The sequence below is a fragment of the Amycolatopsis sp. TRM77291 genome (assembly GCF_054166285.1).
Genome location: NZ_JBSZHF010000001.1, coordinates 5,522,391 through 5,545,005 on the forward strand (window position 1 = coordinate 5,522,391; position 22,615 = coordinate 5,545,005).

General features: G+C 65.1%; 17 protein-coding genes. 10 read left to right on the top strand and 7 right to left on the bottom strand.

The genetic code is table 11. The features are described from left to right. Nucleotides 1-107 precede the first annotated feature (107 nt). Entirely contained in the window at nt 108-563 is a 456-nt protein-coding gene (locus ACXIZN_RS25480; RefSeq protein WP_457957262.1) for a histone-like nucleoid-structuring protein Lsr2, read from the top strand. 422 nt (nt 564-985) lie between these two features. After that, entirely contained in the window at nt 986-3,646 is a 2,661-nt protein-coding gene (gene acnA / locus ACXIZN_RS25485; RefSeq protein WP_457957264.1) for an aconitate hydratase AcnA, read from the top strand. A gap of 612 nt (nt 3,647-4,258) precedes the next feature. Here acnA and ACXIZN_RS25490 read toward each other — a convergent pair. The 3 genes from ACXIZN_RS25490 to ACXIZN_RS25500 are packed head-to-tail and all read right to left on the bottom strand — an operon-like array spanning nt 4,259 to nt 6,818. After that, nucleotides 4,259-5,776: an aldehyde dehydrogenase family protein gene (locus ACXIZN_RS25490; RefSeq protein ID WP_457957266.1), complete on the bottom strand. Its 1,518-nt coding sequence runs from the start codon at nt 5,774-5,776 to the stop codon at nt 4,259-4,261. After that, nucleotides 5,773-6,615, bottom strand: coding sequence for an alpha/beta fold hydrolase (locus tag ACXIZN_RS25495; RefSeq protein ID WP_457960596.1), 843 nt, complete (start codon nt 6,613-6,615; stop codon nt 5,773-5,775). The genes ACXIZN_RS25490 and ACXIZN_RS25495 overlap by 4 nt, the downstream gene beginning before the upstream one ends. Nucleotides 6,616-6,620: 5 nt before the next feature. Beyond that, the gene (locus ACXIZN_RS25500; RefSeq protein ID WP_457957268.1) at nt 6,621-6,818 is read right to left on the bottom strand and encodes a hypothetical protein; all 198 of its coding nucleotides are present in this window, start codon (nt 6,816-6,818) and stop codon (nt 6,621-6,623) included. A 287-nt stretch (nt 6,819-7,105) separates the two neighbouring features. On the opposite strand from ACXIZN_RS25500, the gene ACXIZN_RS25505 reads away from it, so the two are divergent. After that, on the top strand, nt 7,106-8,527 hold the full coding sequence (locus ACXIZN_RS25505) for an amidase (RefSeq protein WP_457957270.1): 1,422 nt from the start codon (nt 7,106-7,108) through the stop codon (nt 8,525-8,527). Nucleotides 8,528-8,584: 57 nt separating this feature from the next. Here the strand turns inward: ACXIZN_RS25505 and ACXIZN_RS25510 are convergent, their stop codons facing one another. After that, the gene (locus tag ACXIZN_RS25510) at nt 8,585-9,403 is read right to left on the bottom strand and encodes an alpha/beta fold hydrolase (RefSeq protein WP_457957272.1); all 819 of its coding nucleotides are present in this window, start codon (nt 9,401-9,403) and stop codon (nt 8,585-8,587) included. 740 nt (nt 9,404-10,143) lie between these two features. On the opposite strand from ACXIZN_RS25510, the gene ACXIZN_RS25515 reads away from it, so the two are divergent. The 3 genes from ACXIZN_RS25515 to ACXIZN_RS25525 all read left to right on the top strand — a co-directional run bounded on the left by ACXIZN_RS25515 (nt 10,144) and on the right by ACXIZN_RS25525 (nt 15,014). Continuing rightward, nucleotides 10,144-10,860: a hypothetical protein gene (locus ACXIZN_RS25515; protein ID WP_457957274.1), complete on the top strand. Its 717-nt coding sequence runs from the start codon at nt 10,144-10,146 to the stop codon at nt 10,858-10,860. Beyond that, entirely contained in the window at nt 10,857-12,860 is a 2,004-nt protein-coding gene (locus ACXIZN_RS25520) for a hypothetical protein (RefSeq protein ID WP_457957275.1), read from the top strand. Before ACXIZN_RS25515 ends, ACXIZN_RS25520 begins: the two co-directional genes overlap by 4 nt. 90 nt (nt 12,861-12,950) lie before the next feature. Further along, nucleotides 12,951-15,014 carry a hypothetical protein gene (locus tag ACXIZN_RS25525; protein WP_457957277.1) on the top strand — a complete coding sequence of 688 codons (2,064 nt, stop codon included), beginning with the start codon at nt 12,951-12,953 and terminating at the stop codon, nt 15,012-15,014. Nucleotides 15,015-15,135: 121 nt separating this feature from the next. Here ACXIZN_RS25525 and ACXIZN_RS25530 read toward each other — a convergent pair whose 3' ends face one another. After that, a complete protein-coding gene (locus tag ACXIZN_RS25530; RefSeq protein ID WP_457957279.1) occupies nt 15,136-15,888 on the bottom strand; it encodes a hypothetical protein in 753 nt (250 codons plus the stop codon). Nucleotides 15,889-16,040: 152 nt separating this feature from the next. Here ACXIZN_RS25530 and ACXIZN_RS25535 point away from each other — a divergent pair, with 152 nt between their 5' ends. Beyond that, entirely contained in the window at nt 16,041-16,361 is a 321-nt protein-coding gene (locus tag ACXIZN_RS25535; protein WP_457957281.1) for a hypothetical protein, read from the top strand. Nucleotides 16,362-16,668: 307 nt separating this feature from the next. Next, nucleotides 16,669-16,977 carry a hypothetical protein gene (locus tag ACXIZN_RS25540; RefSeq protein WP_457957282.1) on the top strand — a complete coding sequence of 103 codons (309 nt, stop codon included), beginning with the start codon at nt 16,669-16,671 and terminating at the stop codon, nt 16,975-16,977. 366 nt (nt 16,978-17,343) lie between these two features. Here the strand turns inward: ACXIZN_RS25540 and ACXIZN_RS25545 are convergent, their stop codons facing one another. Further along, entirely contained in the window at nt 17,344-18,339 is a 996-nt protein-coding gene (locus ACXIZN_RS25545; RefSeq protein ID WP_457957283.1) for a nuclear transport factor 2 family protein, read from the bottom strand. A 171-nt stretch (nt 18,340-18,510) separates the two neighbouring features. Then, a complete protein-coding gene (locus ACXIZN_RS25550) occupies nt 18,511-21,225 on the bottom strand; it encodes an ATP-binding protein (RefSeq protein ID WP_457957285.1) in 2,715 nt (904 codons plus the stop codon). A 137-nt stretch (nt 21,226-21,362) separates the two neighbouring features. Between ACXIZN_RS25550 and ACXIZN_RS25555 the strand changes: the two genes are divergently transcribed. After that, the gene (locus ACXIZN_RS25555; RefSeq protein WP_457957287.1) at nt 21,363-21,761 is read left to right on the top strand and encodes a nuclear transport factor 2 family protein; all 399 of its coding nucleotides are present in this window, start codon (nt 21,363-21,365) and stop codon (nt 21,759-21,761) included. A 43-nt stretch (nt 21,762-21,804) separates the two neighbouring features. Beyond that, nucleotides 21,805-22,239: a hypothetical protein gene (locus ACXIZN_RS25560; protein ID WP_457957289.1), complete on the top strand. Its 435-nt coding sequence runs from the start codon at nt 21,805-21,807 to the stop codon at nt 22,237-22,239. The last annotated feature ends 376 nt before the right edge of the window (nt 22,240-22,615 follow it).

Below are 22,615 nucleotides of genomic sequence, written 5' to 3' on the forward strand. Positions count from 1 at the left end.
GTCACCTCGTTGGGTGTCATACCGCCAAGACGGTGAACGGCGGCTAGGCTCCGGGAAAGTCCGTTGGCGCGTAGGGGCGCTGCTCTATTCGGTGAAAGGCTGTGCGGATGGCTCAGAAGGTTCATGTCGAGATTATCGACGATCTCGACGGCGGCGAAGCGACCCAGACGGTGCCCTTCGGGCTGGACGGTATCCAGTACGAGATCGACCTGTCGGACGAGAACGCCGAGACACTGCGCGAGGTGCTCGACCGCTACGTCGCAGCAGGAACGCGCACCGGCGGACGCAAGCTCCGGGTCGCCGCCGGCCAGTCCACGGCGGCAGGGGGCGGTGCCCGAACGCCTGCGGCTCGTGAGCGTAACCAGCAGGTGCGCGCGTGGGCTGCGGCCAATGGATACGCCATCGCCGAACGAGGACGTATCCCGAGCGAGATCTACGAAGCGTTCGAGAACGCCGACGCTGGCGAGATTCAGGTCAACGACGCTGAGCCGGAGCCGGTGAAAGAAGCTCCCGCGCAGTCGGCACGGAAGCGGGCGCCGCGGAAGAAGAAGGCGGACAGCTAAACCGTTCGTCCCCCATGGCCTGTAGCCATAGGGCAGGTACACCGACAGCCGTGTACGTGCCCTATGGCTACGTCGGTCTCACCGGATGTCGGTCTCGTTCCACGCCAGCATCGATGGGGCCTGCCGAGTGTCGATGTGCGCCGACACCGAGAGAAACGTGGCAGTACCAGCTCTTGCTTATATAAGTCCGGGCTGGCATTCTTCTAGTTCTGCATGCATTCGACATTCTCGGCGACCCGGACCGTCGACGTCTCGAGCGATTCGGCCTTGATCGCCACGGTGAACTCCTCTGTTCCCGGAAGCCCGCCAACCCATACGGACTGCACAACTCTGGAGACTCGGACAATATGTCGCTTCTGTCGCCGAGGTCAACGGTTTCAGAGAAGTTTTTGTACTAACATCTATATTGGTACAATCTGTCCATGACCGTAGCCCGGACCCCTACCGACGTCGCCGAGTTGACCGTCGGCGAGCACACCTACCGATACCTGCCCCTCACCCAGGTATTGCCCGAAGACCGGCTCGGCGAGCTTCCGTACGTCACGCGCATCCTGTTAGAGAACGTCGCGCGTAGGTCACCCGACGTACTCGCCGCCGTCGTCCGGCGGGCGCTCGGTGGCGAGGATTGCGAGATCCCCGTTCACCCCAACCGGATGATGCTTCACGACACCACCTGTCTGCCCGCGCTCGCCGATTTCGCGGGCATGCGTGACGCCGTCGCTGAACTCGGCGGTGACCCGGCGTGGGTCGGGCCGACGATCCCAGTCGACCTCACGGTCGACCACTCGGTCATCGTGGAGGAGTACGGCACTCCCACCGCGCTGGAGAACAACCTGCTGGCCGACTTCCGGCGCAACCGCGAGCGGTACGAGTTCGTCAAGTGGGCCGAGCGGAGCCTGCCGAACTTTCGGGTCGTGCCACCGGCCACCGGCATCATCCACCAGGTCAACATGGAAGCCCTCGCCCGCGTGGTCTGGCACGACGAAGCTGCCGGCCTGCTCCACCCCGACCTGCTTGTCGCGACCGATAGCCACACTCCGATGATCAATGCGATCGGCGTGCTCGGTTGGGGCGTCGGCGGCTTGCAAGCGCAGGCCGCGATGGTTGGCGAGCCCGTCAGCATCCGCTTTCCGGCCGTGGTCGGGGTCTGGTTGCACGGACACCTCAGGCCCGGAGTGACGGCGACCGACCTCGCCCTGACCGTCACCGAGCAGCTGCGTGCACACGGTGTTGTCGACAAGTTCGTTGAGTTCACCGGCCCCGGCGCTGCCAACCTCGGCTGGGCGGCCCGGGCCGCGGTCGCTAACATGGCCCCCGAGTACGGCGCCACCTGCGCATTTTTCCCGTTCGATGACGAGGCCATGCGATACCTCGAACTCACCGCACGTTCTGCAGAACACCGGGGCATCGTTGCCGCTTACCTGCGGGCACAGGGTCTCTACCGCAACAATGACAGCCCCGGACCCCGATACGACGAAGACGTCACTCTCGATCTCGCCACGGTCGAGCCGTGCCTCGCTGGGCCGCGGTTACCGCATGAACGTGTCTCCCTCTCTCAGGTGCCGAAGTCGTTCCAGGCCTCGGCTCCAACGCAACAAACCATGAGTAGCACCTTCGACGAGCCGGTGCCCGCAGGCGCGGTGGCGATCGCCTCGATCACCAGCTGCACCAACACCGCGAATCCCACGCTCATGGTGCAGGCCGGCCTCCTCGCCCAGCGCGCCGTCGAGCGCGGTCTAACCGTCAAGCCGTGGGTGAAGACCTCTTTATCACCAGGATCCCGGGTAGTCCGCGACTACCTCGACGAAGCCGGGCTGCTGTCCCCGCTCAGCACACTCGGGTTCGATATCACCGGCTTTGGCTGTATGACCTGCATCGGCAACTCTGGCCAGCTGCACCCGGCGATCAGCGAACTCCGTCGCGACGGGTTCGAGCCAACCGCCGTGCTATCGGGCAACCGCAACTTCGGTGGCCGCGTCAACCCCGAGGTCTCACTCGCCTACCTCGCATCTCCCCCGCTCGTGGTCGCTTACGCACTAACGGGCACTGTCCTGCACGACTTCGAAACCACTCCGCTCGGCCACAGCCGCGACGGTACCCCCGTGTATCTCCGCGACCTGTGGGCGAACGAATCCGAGGTCGGTCAAATAGTTCACGAGGCTGTGCAACCCCGAATGTTCCGCGCCAACGCCCTCACCCTGCGGGAAGGTACCGAACACTGGCGCGAACTGAAGTCCCACGGCGACGTCCGCTACGCCTGGAACCCCACCTCGACCTACGTCCGTCGCCCGCCTTACCTCACCAACTTGACTGCGAACCCGGAGCCACGGCTTACCATCGACAACGCACGCGTACTGCTCTGGCTCGGGGACGACGTCACCACAGACCACATCTCCCCAGCCGGAGCTATCCCCCGCGACAGCTCAGCCGGACGCTACCTTGTGGAGCAAGGGGTCCACCCACGAGACCTCAACCAGTACTCGACCCGCCGCAGCAACCACGAAGTTATGCTCCGCGGAGCCTTCACCAACCCCACGCTCACCAACCTCATCCTCCCGCCAGACGGAGACCGCCGCGGCGCCTGGGCCTACACAGCCGATCGGACCCAGGTAGTGCCCGTACATGAAGCTGCGTTGTCTTATCAGGACACGCCGCTCGTGATCGTCGCCGGACGTAACTACGGGGCCGGCTCTAGCCGTGACTGGGCGGCTAAAGCGCAGGCACTGATGGGGGTCCGCGCCATCATCGCCGAAAGCTTTGAGCGCATCCACCGCAGCAACCTCATCGGCATGGGTGTGCCGCCCCTCCAGTTCGCCGACGGACGCACCATCGGATTCACCGGTACCGAACGGCTCTCCTTCAGCGGACTGGACAACCTCGTCGTGGGGACCAACAACGTCGCGCTCGAGATCGTCCGTGACTCCGAGACGACGCGGGTCCCCCTACTCTTGCGGTTGGACACCCGGAACGAGATCACCTACCTCCATCACGGAGGAACACTTCCCTACGTGGTGCGTAGATCGGCCATCAACCGAGGAGCCTTAGACAGCTGTCGCGCGTCCGCGGCTTCTTCCACGTCGTAGAATTGCCGCGCGCAGCCCAAAGGACTTTCGTGCAAGGTGACTGGCATCTTTGGACGCCCTGATGGAGCTAATCTTCAGCCGTTTAGGTCTGTACCGAGCCGCGCCAGCGGGTCGGTACAGACCTGCGGAAGCTGCTGGCAGAACGGGGTCTGAGGAACGACTGGACGCTGACCGAGAATGCCGGGGGCGGTCTCTCCGGACGGGGATGCAGCGGGTGCCGTGCACGACGGACCGGGCGGCGACAGGCCCGGAGTGACCTGTGCGTTGACGTTCTGGACCTGCTCGCCGCCGCCTGCCTCCCTGCCACTCGCGCCCAGGAAGATGACGGTCGAGCGCGCGGTACACTTCACCCGTGCGAGAGGTATAGAGGAAACGACCGAGAAGTTCGATGATTGGATGGGCGAGGAACTAAACGGCAACCAGGATGGCCCACATTCCCTCGACCATACCGAAGCACTCCCTACCTTGGCCCGGCTCACAGAAGCCGTAGCGCCTGCTGCCACACGTCTTCCTGACTGCCAGGCCATTCGCCGCAGCAATGAAGTTCGTGGATCATCCCTGAAATCCGTCCGACACTTCGGACCAGTTGATGGACGACAGCTGCTGCCTTGCTCATCCCCACAGTTGTGGACGGGGACTGCCCAGGTCTACGTTAACGACCTTCGGCGCGCTGTACTCGAGCAGAGTCTCACGGCACAGTTCGCGGCCGAACCCACTGTCCTTGATGCCACCCATGGGAACACCTGTCGCAAGGTCGAACCACTTGTTGACCCACACGATCCCGGCTTCGAGCCGCGCGGCAATACGGTGAGCGCGAGCGATGTTGAGCGTCCACACTCCGGCGGCGAGTCCATACCGAGTGCCGTTGGCGCGGGCGACCGCCTCATCGTCGTCGGTGTAGCGTTCGGCCACCGCGACCGGGCCGAAGATCTCCTCTGCAACGACTCGTGCATCCGCCTTGACGTTCTCGAAGACCGTGGGACGTACGAAGAAACCCTGAAGGTTCGCGGACGGCAGAGCCAGATGGCCTGATCCAGCACGCTGCGTGAACCCTTCCGCCTGTGCACCCTCAATGTAGGCGCTTACGCGCTCGAACTGTGAGCGAGACACCAACGGCCCCATTTGCGTCTCCGGGTCGAGTGCATCACCGACCTTGATCGACGCCGCAACCGAAGCCATCCGGCTAAGGAACTCATCGGCGATGTCCTCGTGCAACAGAAGCCGCGACGAGGCGACACACACTTCTCCATTTGACATGAAGATGCCTTTAGCGGCGTCAGCAACCGCCGCTTCCAGATCTGCGTCCTGGGCGACAATCATGGCGCTCTTGCCACCGAGCTCCATCAGGCATGGAGTGAGTGACTCCGCCACAGCCGCCATGATCTTGCGAGCCGTCTGTCCCCCTCCTGTGAGAGTCACCTTGGCGACGTCCGGGTGAGACACCAACGCCGCCCCCACGGCACCACCACCCGTGACGACATTGAGGACACCTTCGGGCAGCAGGCCTTCGATCAGCCGACAGAACTCAAGGATACTCGCCGAGGCCAGTTCACTCGGCTTGACCACCACAGTGTTACCTGCAGCTAATGCCGGCGCGACCTTGTTCGCCAGAGTGATGATCGGCGAATTCCACGGAAGTACGGCGGCGATCACCCCGAGGGGCTCGCGCGTCGTGTACACGAGGGTGTTTGGGTCCTCGGTCGGAATCTGCTCACCCGCCCAACCCCGAACGACGCCGGCGAAGTAGCGAAAAATATCCGTGCATGCTGGCACATCCGCCACGTACGCCTCACGCATCGGCCGGCCGTTCTCCGTTGCCAGGAGACGCGCCCACCGGTCGGGGTCTGCCTCCACGCGGTCCGCGATGGCGGACAGGATGCGCTGGCGCGTACCCGGGCTCGAACGGCGCCAGTCGACAAGTGCGCGTCGGGCCTCGTCGACCGCGAGACGTGCCTGCGCCTCGCTCGCCTCCGGGATGTTCGCCCAGACCTGACCAGTGCTTGGATCGACGGCGTCAAAGCTGCCTTCATCGCCCGGAAGCCATCGTCCTCCGATAAACATCTCGTACGGCGCGCGTGGTCGGAACCGTTCGAACTGCTGGTGCTCGGCTTCGGCTTCGGCTCTGGTCATGGCCGGCCTTCCTTGACAACGGGGTTCGCGCCGAACGAGCCGGCGAGAAAGCCTTGCACGGCGGCGGCGACCTCGGGTGCGTTCAGCTCCATGAGAGGGAGCCGGCCCCCCTCGACCACCATTGTTTTGACTTTGGTCGCAGCTGTGAGAGCTTGCTGCACCTTCGCCAACTCCGGGAAGGCGACCGGATCCAAAGTTGCACCGATGAGCAGGGTAGGCGCGCTCACCAAGGAGATTCGATCCTCCATGTGGTATCGACCGACCGCCCGGTGTCCTTCAGCCGGGTCGATCCCCGGAGCGATCGCATCCCGAACGAAACGCTGGAGCAGGTCCTCTCGGCCGGGCGGGTACAAGGGGGCTCGCCCTTCCCATAGCGCCTTGAGACGGTCTCCGTTCTCAGTCCGTCCCACGTCATCCGGGACCGCATGAGCCTGTCGCCGCAACCGCGATGCTGCATCCACGAAACCCATGGACGACAACACCAGCGATCGAACTCGGTCCGGGAAAGTCGCTGCGATCTCCAAGGCGACGACGGCGCCCGTGTGATGCCCGAGGAGAGTCACCGCCTCCAGTCCCATCGCATCCAAAAACGCCACTACGCCGTCGGCAAAGACCTCGATGGTCTGCGGCGCTGGAAGCGGTGAGCTGTAGCCAAAACCAGGCATGTCGACTGCGATTGCGCGATGGCTGACCGCGAGGAGCGGCAAAAGCTCCCGGAACTCGTCGGCCGAGCGTGGCGTCTGGTGCAGCATCACCACCGGATGGCCATCGCCCTCCTCGACATAATGGATCCACCCAAGGCGGGTCTCGACGTACCCAGGCTTCTTCGAACTCCCCATGGCGATCAAAGCCGGACGTTCTCGACGAGATCCCGTTCGAAAGCTCCGGTCGGGATCGGACCTTGCCCAGTAGCGAACTTGGGGGTGACACGTTCGCCGATTACGTCGATGGCACACATGATGCGGTCATGATCGATCACGTGCCTAGAGGTGTGTGGCAAGTCGGCCCTGGCCTCCCCAATGATGGTGAGATTCTCGAGCACTTCACGAAGGTGGACTCTGGAAGACATCCCCGTGCTCTCGGGGATGTTGCCGATTCTCATCGAGGGCTCACTTCCGACGCTGGCTTCTAGCTTGATCGTGACCCCAATCCCACCACCGCAGGCTTCACCATGATACTCGGCGGTTCGCAGACCGAACCGACAAGTCCTGACGGTGAGGTCTCAGGTGCGATCTTGAGACGCACGACGTCAGACCTGACCGACCCTGCCACGCCCCCTGTGCATGAATCACAACTACCCCATTGGCGCCGACGAGGAGAAATCACCGAATGAACGCTAACGACATTGCGTGGGCTCAAGCCTCGGAGCTTCGTGACCTTCTTGTTACTGGTGATGTCTCCGCGGTGGAAGTCGCTGCGATTTTCGCCGACCGGATCGAGGCCCTGAACCCTCAACTGAATGCCTTTGTCCACTTCGACCGGTCCACGGTCCTTGCGGATGCAGCTGAACTCGATGCACGTCGCGAGCGCGGGGAAGACCTGGGCCCTCTGCACGGCGTGCCCTATTCGGTGAAATGCCTTACCGATGTCGCGGGACTACCGGCCACGTTGTCGTTGAAGCCTTTCGCGGGGCGCGTGGCGGCGGCCGACGAGGTTGTCGTGCGCCGTATGCGCGCGGCAGGCGGCTTGTTCCTCGGGCTTACCAACGCCCCCGAGGCCGGCTACTACGGCGGAACGAACAGCCATCTGTATGGCCCGACGCATAATCCATGGGCGCACGGCCACTCAGCCGGCGGCTCAAGCGGCGGTGCCGCAGCTGCCGTCGCTGCGGGTTTGTCGCCACTCTCACAGGGCACCGACGGCGGCGGCTCGGTTCGCATCCCAGCTGCACTCTGCGGTGTCGTGGGTTTCAAGCCTTCGCTGGGCCGGATTCCCCAGCGGATCACGCTCTCTCGTGCGGCGACCAACCTCTTCCACGGTCCGCTGACCCGCACAGTTGACGACGCCATACTGATGTATGACGTCGTGACCGGTCCGGACTCCAGCGACTTCCTCAGCCTTCCCGCAGAAGCACCGACCGCTTCGGCGATTCGACAGGCCCCCGAACGACTTCGGGTCGCTTACTCCCCCGACCTGGGCACCGGCTACCACGTGGACCCGGAAGTCGCTTCGGTGGTGCGTGCGGCGGCGGATTCCTTCTCCGAACTGGGCGCCTCGGTGGTGGAGGCAACCCCGCAGTGGCATGACCTCGAGAAGGCAATGTGGGAGGGAGTCTGGGTCCCCGGGTATGCCGGCCTGAACGACCTCGCTGACTGGCGCAGTCTCCGTGGTCAGGTCGACGACAACCTCATCGAATTGGTGCTCGCTTCCGAGAAGTTGACCGAGGTGGACTTCGGTCGGGCCGACGCTCTTCGGGGAATGGCGTATGACACCTTCGACAACTTTATGCAGGATTTCGACGTTCTGATCTCGCCCACGCTGACGAGTGCGACGTTCCCGCTCAGCCAGTTCGCGCCGTCGTGGGTAGGCCCGTCGGTTCGCGAACAGATACTCGGCTGGCTGCTTACCTATCAGTTCAATCTGCTCCCTATGCCTGCGATCAGTGTGCCGGCGGGATTCACCTCCAACGGCAGGCCGGTCGGCCTACAGATCGCCGGTCGCCACCTCGCAGACGCCACAGTCCTGGCAGCTGCTCGGACGTTCGAGGCTGCTCGGCCGTGGCACCACCATCGTCCCCAAATGGCTGAGTGAGGCAGTGCGGCCCACAACACAGAAGGGCGCCGCGATCTCGGCAGCTCCGTAGTCAGTCTATGTCGCGACTCGAGCCATGAATTCCAAGACTACTTGGGCCACGTCCTCTGCACGTTCTTCCATAAGTGGCACGCGTCCACCGACGATCTCGGCGACCTGAACATGCTTCGCGTTCGGGTACCCGTTCCGTAATCGCTCGGTGTGTGGGTAAGACACCGGGTCGTCTGTCGGAGCGATGATCAGAACCGGACAAGTCACCAGAGCGACGCGTTCTTCCATCAGGTAGCGGCTACATGCCAGGTGGCCTGCCTTCGGGTCGAGTCCTGGAGCGAGAGCATCGCGGATGAATCGGTTGAGGATGTCTGGACGCCCAACGGGGTAAGACGGATAGCGGTCCTGCCAGAAATGGACCAGGTGGCTTCCGTCCTCCTGAGTGGTCGCAGTGTCCACAGGCGGCTCACTCTCAGCCGCACGGGCCGTCGCGTCCATGTACTCGCCAGCCGAGAGAACTGCGGCTGTCACTCGCTCGGGTGCATGCGAGGCGACCTCAGAAGCAACGAAAGAACCGGTGTGATGGCCAAGAACTGCGAAGCTGTCCAGCTTCAACGCGTCCACCAGCGCCAGCAAGCCCGTAGCGTACATCTCGATAGTCTGGGGCTCAGTCGGGTCAGGCTTGGCCGACATCCCGAAGCCGTACATGTCCATGGCGATAACCCTGTGGGAAGGTGCGAGCAGCGGGGCAAGTTCGACAAACTCGTCGAGGGATCGTGGCGTCTGGTGTAGCAGGATGATCGGCTCTCCTTCCCCTGCTTCCGCATAATGCAACTGTCCCAAGGGCGTATCCGCATACCCATACCTCATGTCGACACCTGTCATGGCTAGTTGTGTCCTCCGACCGGACTAGAAGGCCGCTCAGCAGCCATTCTCAACGAACAGACAGCTCACCTCCGCACGCGTGGCCCAGTCAGCGAACCGTCATGTACTCAAGATTCTCTGAGCGTCACCCATGCGCCCTGCACCGATTCTGCGGTCAAGGCCCACGGTCACGGCTCCGACTGTCGTTAACGGGACACCGCTGCCGTCACAGACGTCAGCCGCGTCCAGTCGGTCCGCTGAGCGGTCCGGCTGTCGACTGACTGCCGAGGTCGTCGACTGTCTCGGACAGAGCGTTCACATTCCCTGAACAAGCCGCGGCCGGGAACTGACCCCGGCCAGCTATATGTTCTCCGTCGGCGCAGTGGGGTTCGACGCGATCTCACTACTGATGGGTGCGGCTGGAGTGCTCCATCAGCTCGCCACCATCCCCGCGCCCTAGGTCGCACTGCACCGCAGCGTGTCCGCTGGAACTGCATCGACAACTCGCGAACCGGGGCCGCGCCCAGGTTGGAAGGTCTGACGCTTACGGTTCGACTAGGCAGCTAGTCGCGTGCCTGGCAGGGTCGTAGCGCGCGAGAACTTGATGGTGTGACGCGACCGCTCGCTGACCAACAACAAACGGATACTTTCCGTGAGGATCTGATTGCAGAGCGCGTCACGGGTGCCTCCGAGGTAACAAAGAACATGCGATCTCTATTTGACGACCCAGCGTCACGCTCCGACATCTACTCTAACGGACTGTGGATGATCTGAGCGGCGGTGAGGCAGGCAATGACCATAATCCAGTCACGAGCCGCGAACAGGACGCTGTCCGGATCCTCTTGTTGATCGACGGTGCGGTCGAACCGCTGCCAGCGCCGGTTGCTGACGACGCGTCACTCGCAAGTGCTGTCGGAGTGTTGGAGAGTCAGGTCCGGCTCCAGAAGCTGGATTTCTGGGTACGCAATCCCGACTTCCTGGCCGACGAGTTGCTCAACGACTTCGAGGAGAGCCGTGAACGACGACTCCTCGACCTGGCGGGCCAAATCTTGGACTCGGAGGAGCCAGAGGTACGCAGGTACCCGATGCTGCGCCACCACTTCGGCGCGTACGAGCCCCTGGACGACGCACTGGCAGTACTTCGCTATGCCGGTCTCGTAGTTCGTCGGCGCCGCGGCACCTTAGATCGGACCTGGCGTCACGACTACTACCTGCTAGAGCGGGGGCGCGAGGTCGCTCGGACGGTCGTAGCGGAAGCACCGCCTTTCCGATACTACGTAGAGCGAATCGAGTTGGTGCTGGACTTGGCGGACGGTCGTGGAGGCAACGAGTTGAAGGAACGCCAGTACCTGCAGTCCGAGTACGCCACGGCTGAGCGCGGTACGCGGATCGGGAGCATCAGCGCCCGAGCGCGTGATCGTCTGGAGCGCCTGCGGTCGGAGTCCGATTCGACCGGCCGGGAGGACGTCGTCGTATGAGCTCGTTCGCCGCGGATATGCCATCTCACCAGGATGGTTCTCTAGCTGCTCGGATCGCGACTCGGGCGAAGACCACTCGCGAGGACGTGGAGGACGTTTTCACGACACGTGGACTGCCGCTGGCCTACCCACCCGCGCGGCCTCGCCCCGTTCGCGTCCATCGCCTCCGGATTCTCGGAAGCCGCGCCGGTGTCCAGCCGGAGGGTCCTATCGACCGGACATTCACCTTCCACGACGGCTTGACGGCCCTGGTCGCCTCCAACCTGAAGGGCAAGACCAGCGTCCTAGAACTGATCACCTGGTGCCTTCGCGGCGCACCTCGGGCCAAGCTGCAAGGGGACGTCCGCCGCTGGCTGACCCGGCTCGAACTAGACGCGACCATCGCGGGTCAACCCATGGGCTTTCGGCTCAGTCTGACTCCGGAGGTCCTGCTCTCTGGCACCGTATTCACGGCCCCAACCGCCGATCAACTCACCAGTAGAGACGGGCCTGCCGGCGGGAGCGGCTTGGCGACACTTATCGAAACCGACAACGAGGATGACTTCGCCGCTAAAGTGGCCGAGCTGATGCTCGATCGCCTCGACCTTCAACCGATCGTCAACAAGTTCACTACCGCAGAGCGGGTCCGAACGCAGACACACGGTTGGCCCTCCTACTACTCTGCGATCTACCTGCAGCTCGGTCGGGATCGTCCTCTGCTCGGCAACCAGAAGATGGCAGGCCTGGCCGGACGGCTCCTGCAGGTCTTCCTCGACCTCCCTGCAACCGCAGTCCTCGCCCGTGTCAAGGCAACACACGACGTACTCCAGGCCGAAGCAGACAAGCAATCCGACAACGTCAAACGTGCAGTCGCTGAGCGAGCAGACGAACGCATCCGTGTTGAGAAAGCCCTCGACGAGGCGCGCAAGTCACTCACTCAACTTCAGGAAGCCGCGTCTGGCCCCGACTTGACGGAACTCGCGGATAAGTCCGCCAGGCTCGCCCGCCAGATTGCCGATGCCCAGGACGAACAGGCAGAGATTAACCGCGGCTACCGAGAGGCTCGGAGAATCCGGCAGCTCGATGAGAAGGCACTCAACGACATACGGGAGAGCGATGTCGCACGACTGCTCTTCCACGGCCTGAACCCCAACGCTTGTCCCCGTTGCGAAACCCCGATCAGCGGAGACAGACGACAAGCTGAACGAGATGTGCATCGCTGCGCCGTATGCACCACCGAGGTCACCGGCGCCGAGAACGGGGACGAAGCCGTCGAGGCCGAGGCAAAGGAGCGCGTCGAAGGCAGCAAAACAGCCGAGAAAGCTGCTAAGCAAGCACTTGAGACCGCTAAGGCGGATCTGGTCCGATTGACCGCTGAGCTGCAGGCAGTACAGGCCAACCTGCGAACCGCAACGACTGCGAAGGCATCGCGCGACCGGATCGCGGCGGAGGTCGAGGTGGCACGCTGGGAAGGAGCGCTCCAGGTCCTGCCCAAACTGCCGGACACATCGACAGGCAATGAAGACGTCACGCTTACCGTCTTGAAGGCCGCGGCCAAGGTCCTGGAGGCGGAGAGCAAGGGTGCGGCGTCCCAGCTCTTCGCTGACCTGAACGCGGAGATCGTGGACCTCGCGCATCACTTCGGCATGACCGCGTTGGAGAGCGTGGAAATCGACCGAGCTGCCCATCTCAAGGTGATCAAGGGCGGTGGTGCCGAAAAGCCGTTCGTGGACCAGGACCCAGGCGCACAGCTTCGCCTCCGCGTCGCCGTGATCGTTGCATTGCTACGGGTTGGCGCGCGCTACGGCATTTCGACGCATCCCGGCCTAATCCTCATCGACAGCCCGAAAGCAGAAGAAATCCAATACGCAGACGCCGCTGTGATCTTCCGTGAACTCAACCGACTCGCAACAGCGGAGGGGTTGCAGGTGCTCCTCACCACGGCCGACTTTCAGCTTGCCGCAGAGACTCTCCCAGCCGAGTGCGTCATCGCGGCCAAGCCCGGCGAACCACTGTGGTGACGCAAACGGTACGACGCTGCGCTTCGCGTGCCGGAGTAGCCAACACTCAATGTGGACAGACCAGGCGCTGCCCGTCCGCTGGAGTCACCGATGACCAAACTTGCTGACCGGCTCGCAGTGATCGCAGGGGACGGAGCGGTCGCGTCCTGGGCTGAACTCGACGAACTTGCAGTTGCCGACCACGCGGAAGAGATCGCAGCGAGTCCGCTCGCACCGGTTCTCGCCCAAGCCCTTGCTACAGCTGCGGACGCTAGCCCGCCAGGCTGGGATGGCGCGTCGGCCAAATTCGTCACGGGACTGTCGAATCAAACCAGCCTGTTGGCACTCGCCAGCAGCCTAGAGGAACTGCTCGCTAGCCCTATCACCGTGCAGACGCAGGGTGCACGCCTGCATGATGCGTTGCTCGACGGACTCACTGTCGCGATCGCTGACAGTCCTCTCTTGGCTGCTGGCCGACTGGAGGGTGCCGTTCGCCTCGCCGTCGCCGACGCAGTGACCCCCTTCGCGGTACTTGGTCGCCTGACCTCGCCCAGCAACGACATTCCTGAAGAGTTCGCCGAGCGACTTCCGCGGCTGCTTGGCGCCGCGATGGACCGTTGGGCTGACAATTCCGCGTTTGTGGAGCCAATCCGTCAGGCTCTTGACCAGCTCCGACACCACGAGGCCGCAGCTGTTGACGCGATGTTCGAACTTGCATGTGATCATCTGCGAATGGCGCTGTCAGCCGAGACGCTGCCCGCCGCGATGGAGATGTTGACGGCGGCACGGGCCGGTTTCGCCACGGTGGACGCCTCTGAAGAAGCTCGCCACGATGCTCGCGCCTACGCGGCAGCGTGCGATGCAATTCTCGCGTTCAGTGCGCAAGACGCACTTCGCATGACGGATGCGAAGCAGCGTCTTGCCGAGGCGCTCCTACAGCGAGATGCCTGGCTGACCGCCATGCATCAACCCTCATGGCTTCGTCCCAGACTGGCAGCCGAACTCGCCTGGCACAGGCTGGCCCTTGTGCTGGAGGCTGCTACTGACTACCTGTCCCACCCCGTCTGGTTCAACGTGTGGGAAGCACTCGATGCGGTTCTCCAAGCGTATCGACAAGCCCGTTCCATGCGTCCGCTACCGAGCAGCAAGGACAGCACGGGCCTTGCGGCAATCATCGAACCGGCCATCGAAGGCGCGATCCTTCGGAAGCAAAGCCAACTCGTAGCGCTCAGCCGCTCCATCACCGAAGCCGCTAAGCCCACGTCGCCCGCGTTCGATGTGCCAACCGCCGAACTGCTGCTTGCCCGTATCGAAGTGCTCGCAACAAGCGCTCGCGATCGACAACCACGATCGTCCTCGCCAGGTCCTGACGACGGCGACCGGGGCGATGACGAACCCCACCCACCAGACACCACCAGGCTATATGCTCTCGCTCCCTCCCTGACCCGCGTGCTCGGAGAGCGGCAGGCGGCCCTGCTCGCCGAGGGGCTCGATGACAACAAACTACGAACCGTAGAAGGACTGGCATACAGCGGCGATCTCACGCGGTCCAAAACCTCGCACCCCGCACTTGACCCACTCTTGCAGGAGATCCTCCAAGAACTGGCTCAGTCATCAGCGTTCACCGGGGAAGCCAAGAGCACCTTCGGCCTCCTCCTCCAGCAAACCCTCCTGTTTCTCTTCAGCCGAGCCGATCTAACAACGAAGACCTTGGGGTGGCCCAAGAAAAAGGACTATCGCCGCCTGCTGAAGAAGGGCGAGAAGAAGCCACTCGAAGAAGACTTGCAGCAGGACTACCATCAGTGGCTGGCTGCAGGCCCGCTGGCTGGCCTCTGCGCCGTCGAGATGAGCGATGTCGCCACCGGGCGCGCAGATGTGCTCGTTGCCTTTGGAACCATCCGGTACCTCACCGAAATCAAGCGCGAGACGACCCGAGCCGACAGAGCCAAGCTAGAAGCGAAGTACCTGCAACAAGCGGCAGAGTACGGAAACACGAACGTACCGCTCGGACAGCTGCTCGTTCTCGACTTGGCCCCACACCCCGACGGGACAGCGAGGATCGACGAATCGGTGTGGGTAGCTCGACACAAGCCGCAAGGTGCCAACCTAAATCGGTCGGTCGTGGTCGGAGTCGTCGCCGGCAACCGATCAACTCCGAGCGGACTCTCAGCCTGACCTGCCAAGATTCGGCAGCACCGCGAGAGTCATCCGCAGAATCACACAACATAGAGCCGGACGAGCATCATCGTAGTGAGCAGGCACGCTTCATCGAGGTCGAGTTCCTAGGTCAATACACCTAGGCTTCTGCGCAGTCGATTCGCCCCGCCATGGTCACCGCAGCTCGTGACTTATCTGCACCAAGCCCCGCGTGTCCTTGGTCAGATAGAGCCTCGAACTCGGCCCGAACGATCTTGACAAGCTGCCGGGCCCGAGCAGAACCGACCCTCAGCCGGACCCGCAGGGCGTCAGCCGATATCGGCTTCTGGTGAGCTGTGCGATGAGCTGCATCCTCCCTCTTCGCCTGTGCTAGAAGAGTAGCCAGCGTCGGCCGATCCGCCGCTCGCTCGCCACAGTCTCGCGGGATTTGATTTTTGAGCTGAGGCTCCGTCCCTGGCAACCCCTCCACCGAGGTCGCAGCCACGCGCGGCTCCGGTCGGTTCCCGCCCGCTATGACCGGCTCCCGGCTTGGCGCACCAAGCGTCTGCAGCAGGCCAGGGCCGACTTCCGACCAGCCAATCAGCAGAAGCGGCCCTACTGCGTCGAAGGCGGCCTTCCCGAACTCGCCTGCCATGAGAGGCTCTGCCACGTTCAGCGCGAGGGTGACCACACTCGAGAAGACCAGCAATCGGCGAGCAGGCTTTAGTCCCTCCTGGGATACGCCGATCAGCACAAGATGCCGGATGCCGAGCAACAGCCCGAGAATCGACAAATCCACCGCGGGAGCAACCAGCGGCGCGACCCAGACGGGCACGCCGAGCCGGAGCGCGAGGTTGAGGACGTTCCCGAAACCGAAGAGGAAGGTGAGGCCGACGACGATGCCCATGATCATGGTGACGGCACGGACAACGGTGGTCCCTTCCGAACCGGATAGAGCGGACGTAGCGGGCCGAGTCATTGGGGACCACCTGCCTCGAGACGCGGACGCCCGTGGCTGTCTCGCCTAGGGATACCACGTTCCCGCAGCTTGTTCAGCACCGTGACGTGGTCGACGCCGAAATGGCGTCCGACTCGCGCCAGGGACCAGCCGAGGTTGTAGAGGTGAATGGCCTCGTCGACCTGCTCAGGCGAGAGACCGCGACGGCGCATCGGCACACCGTGGCGACGAAGAACGTCACTGACCGTTCGCCGTTCGATCCCAAACTGAGCACCCAGCTCATACACCGTCGAGCCAGCCTGATAGCCAGCGATCAGCTTCTGGACCTGAGCCTCGCCGAGCTTCCGGACACGGCCAGGCCGGGCGCCCTTGACCCGCGTTGGCTCCGGCACGTCAAGGCTTGGAAGCTTCTCGCGGAGCCTTTCTAGCGCGCTGACCTGGTCTTTCGGGTTGTAATAAGCTCCCCCAAGGTCCACCGTACGAAAACCCTCCCAAATCAGCGGAACTTCCGCAGGTCAGGGAGGGTTTTTTGGTTGACCGATGAGCTCCGGTGATCACTTGAAGATCCGCCGCGTATCGATTCGGGAACCTCGGTCGGAGGGTTTCTGGAGGATCGATCTTGCCGCTCTGCCTACTTCATGATCAGCAGCAGGCGCCAAGGCGAGGGCACATAGGGCTCGCGGTGAAGCGAGGCAGGTAGGGCTCGATGCGGTGGTCGGCAAGCAGTTCCGATGCGTGCGGCCTGCCGAACAGCCCGTCGAGAACGGCGAGGGTGGGGATGACCGCGGTGTCGCGCTCGGCCAGGAGGTGCGGCAGGTCCGGGTCGGCTGGGCGATCTACGAACAGGTGACCGAGCACGTCGACACCGGCGTGGACCGCCACGGTGAAGTGGTGCCGCCGGAGTCCGGCGCGATCGCGATCATCGCCGCGGTCAACGGTGTCGCCGCCACCTGGCTGGCCTGCCCCGACCTGTTCTCGCCCGCGCACCAAGCCGAGGCGCTCGCTCAGGTGGTCCTGCACGGGATACTCCCGCGCAAGGAGTGAGGCCCGCGATTTCGGGTCGTCATGGATCGGAGACGAGGTCGAACGGCACCGCAAAGCCGCGGGTCTTCCGCCGATCCGGCCGCCTGATTCCGGCACGTCGCGGCCATGCTCCAGGCATGACCTGAAGGCAGCACACCGCAGCGTGCGGCCCCGCCCACGGGATAAGGCAAACGTGGCGTGACGCCTCGGTCGACCTCGGGCGCGCGCGACGCCATCGGGTCTCCGTCACCACGCCTCTGTGACACTGTGCCGCAAAGCACCCCTCGAGATCGACATGAAAGACGACGGTGCCGGAGCGAACCAAGGTCGCTCCGGCACCGTTGTCTTCCGGTCAGGGGCTTTTCGAGTGCTGCCCGTACACGGTGTCTAGCCGAAGATCCGGGCGCGTAGTTCTTTCACCGTCTGGACGGAAGCGATCAGGTCCAGGGTGTCGAAGTGCAGCGACCATGCCGTGCCGGTCGCGGTCCGCACCGTTCGCTCGACCAGGCTGAAGGGAATAGTGCGCGGGTCGCCACCACCGAGCGCCACCGCGGTACCGATCCACTCCCGGTATTCGGTGCCATCCGCGGAAACGGTGGCCCGCGGCTCGAGCCGGATGTCGCGGACCGCGCCGAACAACCGGTCCAGGTATTCGGTCATGGCCCGGCGGCCGGAGATCGGCGTGGTCAGGCCAGGTCCCCGCAGGGTCGCCGTGCCGTCCACGCCGGCGACCAGGATCTCGGCCGCTTCCCGGTTCCATGCCAGCTGCCGCACGCGAGGCGGCAGGGGGGCCGCCGGAGCCGGATCGGTCACCGACGAGGCGATTCCCTCGAAGAGGTTCCGCAGCGGGTTCACCGGATCCTCGACCGGGCGGAACATGTTGACCTGGTCCCAGAACCGCCTGCCGTCCTGTACCCGGGCGGGGTCCTTGCCCGCAGCCGGATCACCGAGGACGAGCCGGTGCATCGTTTTGAAGGAGACCGGCTTCTCCTTGATCGTGCCGGTGTTGAGCGCCTCGACGAAGACGACTCTCCCGTCCGGGCTGGAGGTGACGGTCTCCGGCACGAAGACATAGTCCGGAACCAGCCGGAGTACGCCCTCGATCTGACTTTTGATCCCCGCCCAGTCCCTGGGCGTTTCGAGCCCGCTGTCCCACAGGCGCGCAGTTCCGTCTTGGACGAACAGGTTCAGGTATGCGTCGACATCCTGCGCGTTCCGTCCCCAGTCACGGTAGGCGGCCATGAACTGCCGCACGTTCGCCGGCACTTCCGCCGTTGTCCGGTCCGGTTGCCGGGCCTGCGGTTCGGCGTTCGCCGATGTCGCCAAGATGACGCAGGACAAAACGGCCACCGTGAGGGCGGGGATGATGCGCGAAACCCGCATGGGTTTTCTCCGATCGCTTCGGGGGAAAGCCGATTCTCGGCTCCGTCTCGGCGCAGGAACGTGTGGTGGGTAGGTGTTCCCGGCTCTGGCCAAAGGATCTTCGAGAAACCGCACCCTGTCGATTACCTCTGGGGTAACGAGGCGAAGGACGTGGCCTGAACTCGCCGCACGCTAAGCGGCGGCAGGGTCCCGCAGGGTGAGGCTCGCGAGTTCGGCGCGGGATTGCACGCCGAGTTTGGGGTAGGCCTTGTACAGGTGGTGCCCGACCGTTCTCGGGCTGAGGAACAGCTGCGCGGCGATGTCGCGATTGGACTGCCCGGTGGCCGCCAGCCGGACGATCTGCAGTTCCTGCGGGGTGAGCTGGGCAAGCGGGCCGTGCAACGTGGCGTGCCCGCCGCCGCTGCCTGTCACTCCGGTGGCGCTGAGTTCGCCTTCCACCCGTTCGAGCCACGGCCTGGCTTGCAATCGTTCGAACGTCTCCTTGGCGGAACGCAGATGGGTGCTCGCCTCCGCCTTGCGGCGGGCGCGGCGCAGCCATTCTCCGTAGAGCAGCTCGGTTCGCGCCTGCTCGAACGGACGACGATCCTTGCCGTGCAGGGAAAGCGCGGTCGTGAAGTGGTCTTCGGCTTCCCGCTCGGGGCCGAGCAGGGCCCGGCAGCGTGCGACCAAGGCGTCGGCCCACGCCTGGCGCATGCTCCCGGCGCGCGTGGTGAACCGATCGAAGGCCTCGCCCGCCCTGGCCGGCTCGCCGACCCGCACCGCCGCCTCGACCAGGTCGGGCACGCTGCGGGTCGCCGCGACGCCGTAGCCGCCCGGTGACTCGGCGAGCGTCGCGAGCCGGGCCAACGCGGCTGCGGCGCGGCCTCTGCCGAGGTCGAGCACACCGAGGGCCCAGGTGGCCCGGTGGGTGCCGGGGCCGTCGGGCGCGGCAAGCACGCTGTCGGCGAGATCGCGGCATCGCGTGTCGTCGCCCTCGATGGCCGTGACGTAGGCCAGCAGCCCGGCGTGCATCCCGCGCCATTGGTGCTGGCCCGTGTCCTCCGCGATCTGGTTCCCCTCGGTGGCCGAGGCGAGGGCGTCGCGGTGGAGGCTTGTCGCGAGTTGCGCCTCGGCGAGCAGGAACAACAAGTTCGGCAGCCGCGCGATCCGGCCGGCCGCCCTGGCCTCGGTCACGGCCCGTCGGGCGAGCGAGAGCACGGCGGCGTCCTGGCCGGTCGCCAGCTCGAGACCGCAGACCAGCAGCAGCTGATGCGGTGCGTCCGCGTGCCGGCAGGCTTGCTCGCCGAGCGCGGCCAGGTCGGCAGGCCCGACATCGCGGTCGAGGAGAACCGAAATCGCCGTGACGAGTAGCCGGGCCATCGCGCCCCTCGCGCCACCCGGTTCGTGCCGCAGAGCCGTCAGCCGGTCGAGGCTCTCGGCCAGTTCGCGCTGTCCGGCGAACCAGCCGAAGTAGGAACCCTCCAGCAGCAGGTCCAGCGATTGGTCCGGCCCGAGCCCCGTCAGGTTCGCCGCGTCGAGCAGCAGCCGGTGCGCTTCACCCGCCCGTCCCTCGGCGAATCGGGCAACGGCGTCGACCTTGACCAGCCGGGCTCGCAACTCGGGATCCTCCGGGGGCTCGGCCACCTCGACGGCCAGCGAACGAGCCCTGGACACCTCTCCGGCCTCGGCGGCGGCTTCGGCGGCGAGCACGAGCCGGCGCGCTCGCTCGGCGACGGCGGGGCTGAGCTGTGCGGCCCGCTCGTAGGCCGTCGCGGCGGCGGTGTGGCCGTGGCGACGGCCCGCGCGCGTCGCGGTCCGCTCCAGCTCTTCCGCCACCGCTTCATCCGGTCCGGTGCTCGCCGTGGCCAGATGCCAGGCGCGCCGGTCGGCGTGTTCGGGGCCGCTGAGCGCGCCGGCGAGTGCCTGGTGCAGTGCGAGCCGGTCGGCCAGCGGGGCGCCCTGGTAGGTCGCCGTCCGCACCAGCGGGTGCCGGAAGCCGATGGTGCCGTCGGCGACGACGACCAGCCCGGCGAGTTCGGCCGGGCGCAGGTCGGCGACCGTGGCACCGAACACCGCGGCGGCGGGCAGGACCGTCGCGAGGTCACCGGTGTCCTCCGCGGCAGCGACCAGCAGCAGCCACCGCGTGGCGTCGGGAAGGCGGTCCAGCTGGGCGGTGAAGGTCGCTCGTAGCTTGTCCGTCAGCGGCAGGTGCGTGTCCAGGGCGGAGCCCGCGTCACCGAGGGCGGCGGGAAGCTCGATCAGCGCCAGCGGGTTTCCCGCGGCTTCGGCCAGCAGCCGGTAGCGCAGTTGCGGGGTCAGGTCGTCCGCGTGCTCGGCGAGCAGCGCGGTGGCGGCCGAGGCGTCCAGACCGGTCAGTTTGAGCTCCGGCAGGCCTTGCGCGGAAAGGCGCGACCGCGCGCCGAAGACCAGCAGTACGCCCTCCTCGGCCAGCCTGCGGGCAGCGAACAGCAAGGTCTCTACCGTGGCACGGTCCAGCCATTGGGCGTCGTCGACGAGACACACCAAGGGTTCGTCCTCGGCGAGACACGCGAGCAGCGACAGCACCGCCAGCCCGATCAGGAACTGGTCGCCGCCGCCGGCCGGGGCAAGGCCTAAGGCGCTGCGCAGCGCCGCCGCCTGCGCCTCCGGAAGCGCATCGAGGTGCCGCAACGCCGGCCGCAGCAGCAGTTGCAGGCCGGCGAAGGGCAGTTCGGCCTCGAACTCCACACCGCTGCCGCGGAGCACTCGCGCGCCTTCGGACGTCGCTGTCTTCGCCACGTAGTCCAGCAGCGTGGTCTTGCCGATTCCGGGCTCACCCACCACCACGAGCGCCCCGCTGTGCCCGGCCATCACGGCCGACAGCAGCTCGTCGAGGGCGCGGCGTTCGGTGTCCCGGCCGTGCAGCATGTCGCGAACCCTACTTATGCCGATCGGCCGCTCCTGCCGGAAGTACCTATTCGTGACCGATTCCTCGGTCGCTGACCTTGCCTAACGTTCTCATCAGCAAGAACGAGCAAACACCGACCACGGCAAGGAGCACTCAGGTGAGCGACCTCGGCGAACTCGTCAACGACTACCTTGCGATCTGGAACGAGACCGACCCGGCCGCGCGCCGCGCCAAGATCGACGCGGTGTGGGCCGAGGAATGCAGCTACATCGACCCGATGGCGGAAGCGCACGGTCGCGACCAGCTCGACGCCACGATCGGCGCGGTCCAAGCCCAGTTCCCCGGCTTCGTGTTCACCCTGGGCGAGGTCGTCGACATCCATCACGAGCAGGCCCGGTTCACCTGGGAGCTCGGGGCGGAGGGCGCCGAAGCCATGGTGGTCGGCTTCGACGTCGCGGTCTTCGAAACGGGCGCATCCGCAACGTCTACGGCTTTCTCGACAAGATCCCCACACCTTGATCCCGGCCATGCCGGGCAGAGCTTTCCCACTTCGTGATCACCACAGCGCGACTACTCACCATCGGACAGAGGAGAACGAGATGACCGCCCCCACCGCAACCGTTCCGGCCACCAACGCCACGACCACGCCCACCACCACGATCCTGCGCCGGGTACTCGCCCTGGACGCGCTCGTGACCGGCGGCAACGGCTTGATCTACCTGGTCGCGTCCGGCCCCGTCGCCGGACTTCTCGGCACCGGCGCCGGCCTGCTGCTCGGCATCGGCACCTTCCTGACGGCCTACGGACTCGCGGTCGGTGTGCTGGCCGCCCAACGGAAACCGTCGGCGTCGATGACGAAGCTGGTGATCGGCGCGAACCTGCTGTGGGCACTGGCCAGCATCGGAGTCGCCGCGTTCGGTGTCCTCGGCACGAACGTGATCGGCACGACCTGGACGGTGTTGCAAGCCGGTACCGTCGCCGGATTCGCCGCCCTGCAAATGTGGGGACTGCGGAAACTGCGCACCCGCCACTGACCTACGGCACCACGCCGAGGACCGGGACCCTCCCGTCCTCGGCGTTCGCCATGCCCTTGACCGCTCCTGACCCCGGCCGTACTCCAGTGTCGCTTCGTGAGACAGGGTCACCTCGTCACCTGGACCGGCTGCGGCCGCCAGGGCTTCGGCTACGCGGGTTTGGTCAGCTGGTCGGACTGAGTCCGGGGGGCAACGCGGCCGGGACTTGGTCGCTGAACTGCCACACCGGGCCGCTTCCGCGAAGCCCGCCTCCCTGAACAGTCAGGTGTGCTCCTGCGGACCGAGACGACGGCTTCCCGTTCCGGCCGTTCGACGACGTCGTCGAACGGCTCTCCCGTGCCGTGGGCGGGCGCCCCGGCCGCCCCCGCGCGGGGTT

Bases quoted from the DNA above. Each gene is read 5' to 3' on its own strand.
- ACXIZN_RS25510 (WP_457957272.1), bottom strand. From the start codon at position 9,403: ATGACAGGTGTCGACATGAGGTATGGGTATGCGGATACGCCCTTGGGA.
- ACXIZN_RS25550 (WP_457957285.1), bottom strand. From the start codon at position 21,225: ATGCTGCACGGCCGGGACACCGAACGCCGCGCCCTCGACGAGCTGCTG.
- acnA (WP_457957264.1), top strand. From the start codon at position 986: ATGACCGTAGCCCGGACCCCTACCGACGTCGCCGAGTTGACCGTCGGC.
- ACXIZN_RS25545 (WP_457957283.1), bottom strand. From the start codon at position 18,339: ATGCGGGTTTCGCGCATCATCCCCGCCCTCACGGTGGCCGTTTTGTCC.
- ACXIZN_RS25560 (WP_457957289.1), top strand. From the start codon at position 21,805: ATGACCGCCCCCACCGCAACCGTTCCGGCCACCAACGCCACGACCACG.
- ACXIZN_RS25490 (WP_457957266.1), bottom strand. From the start codon at position 5,776: ATGACCAGAGCCGAAGCCGAAGCCGAGCACCAGCAGTTCGAACGGTTC.
- ACXIZN_RS25530 (WP_457957279.1), bottom strand. From the start codon at position 15,888: ATGATCATGGGCATCGTCGTCGGCCTCACCTTCCTCTTCGGTTTCGGG.
- ACXIZN_RS25480 (WP_457957262.1), top strand. From the start codon at position 108: ATGGCTCAGAAGGTTCATGTCGAGATTATCGACGATCTCGACGGCGGC.
- ACXIZN_RS25505 (WP_457957270.1), top strand. From the start codon at position 7,106: ATGAACGCTAACGACATTGCGTGGGCTCAAGCCTCGGAGCTTCGTGAC.
- ACXIZN_RS25520 (WP_457957275.1), top strand. From the start codon at position 10,857: ATGAGCTCGTTCGCCGCGGATATGCCATCTCACCAGGATGGTTCTCTA.
- ACXIZN_RS25495 (WP_457960596.1), bottom strand. From the start codon at position 6,615: ATGGGGAGTTCGAAGAAGCCTGGGTACGTCGAGACCCGCCTTGGGTGG.
- ACXIZN_RS25525 (WP_457957277.1), top strand. From the start codon at position 12,951: ATGACCAAACTTGCTGACCGGCTCGCAGTGATCGCAGGGGACGGAGCG.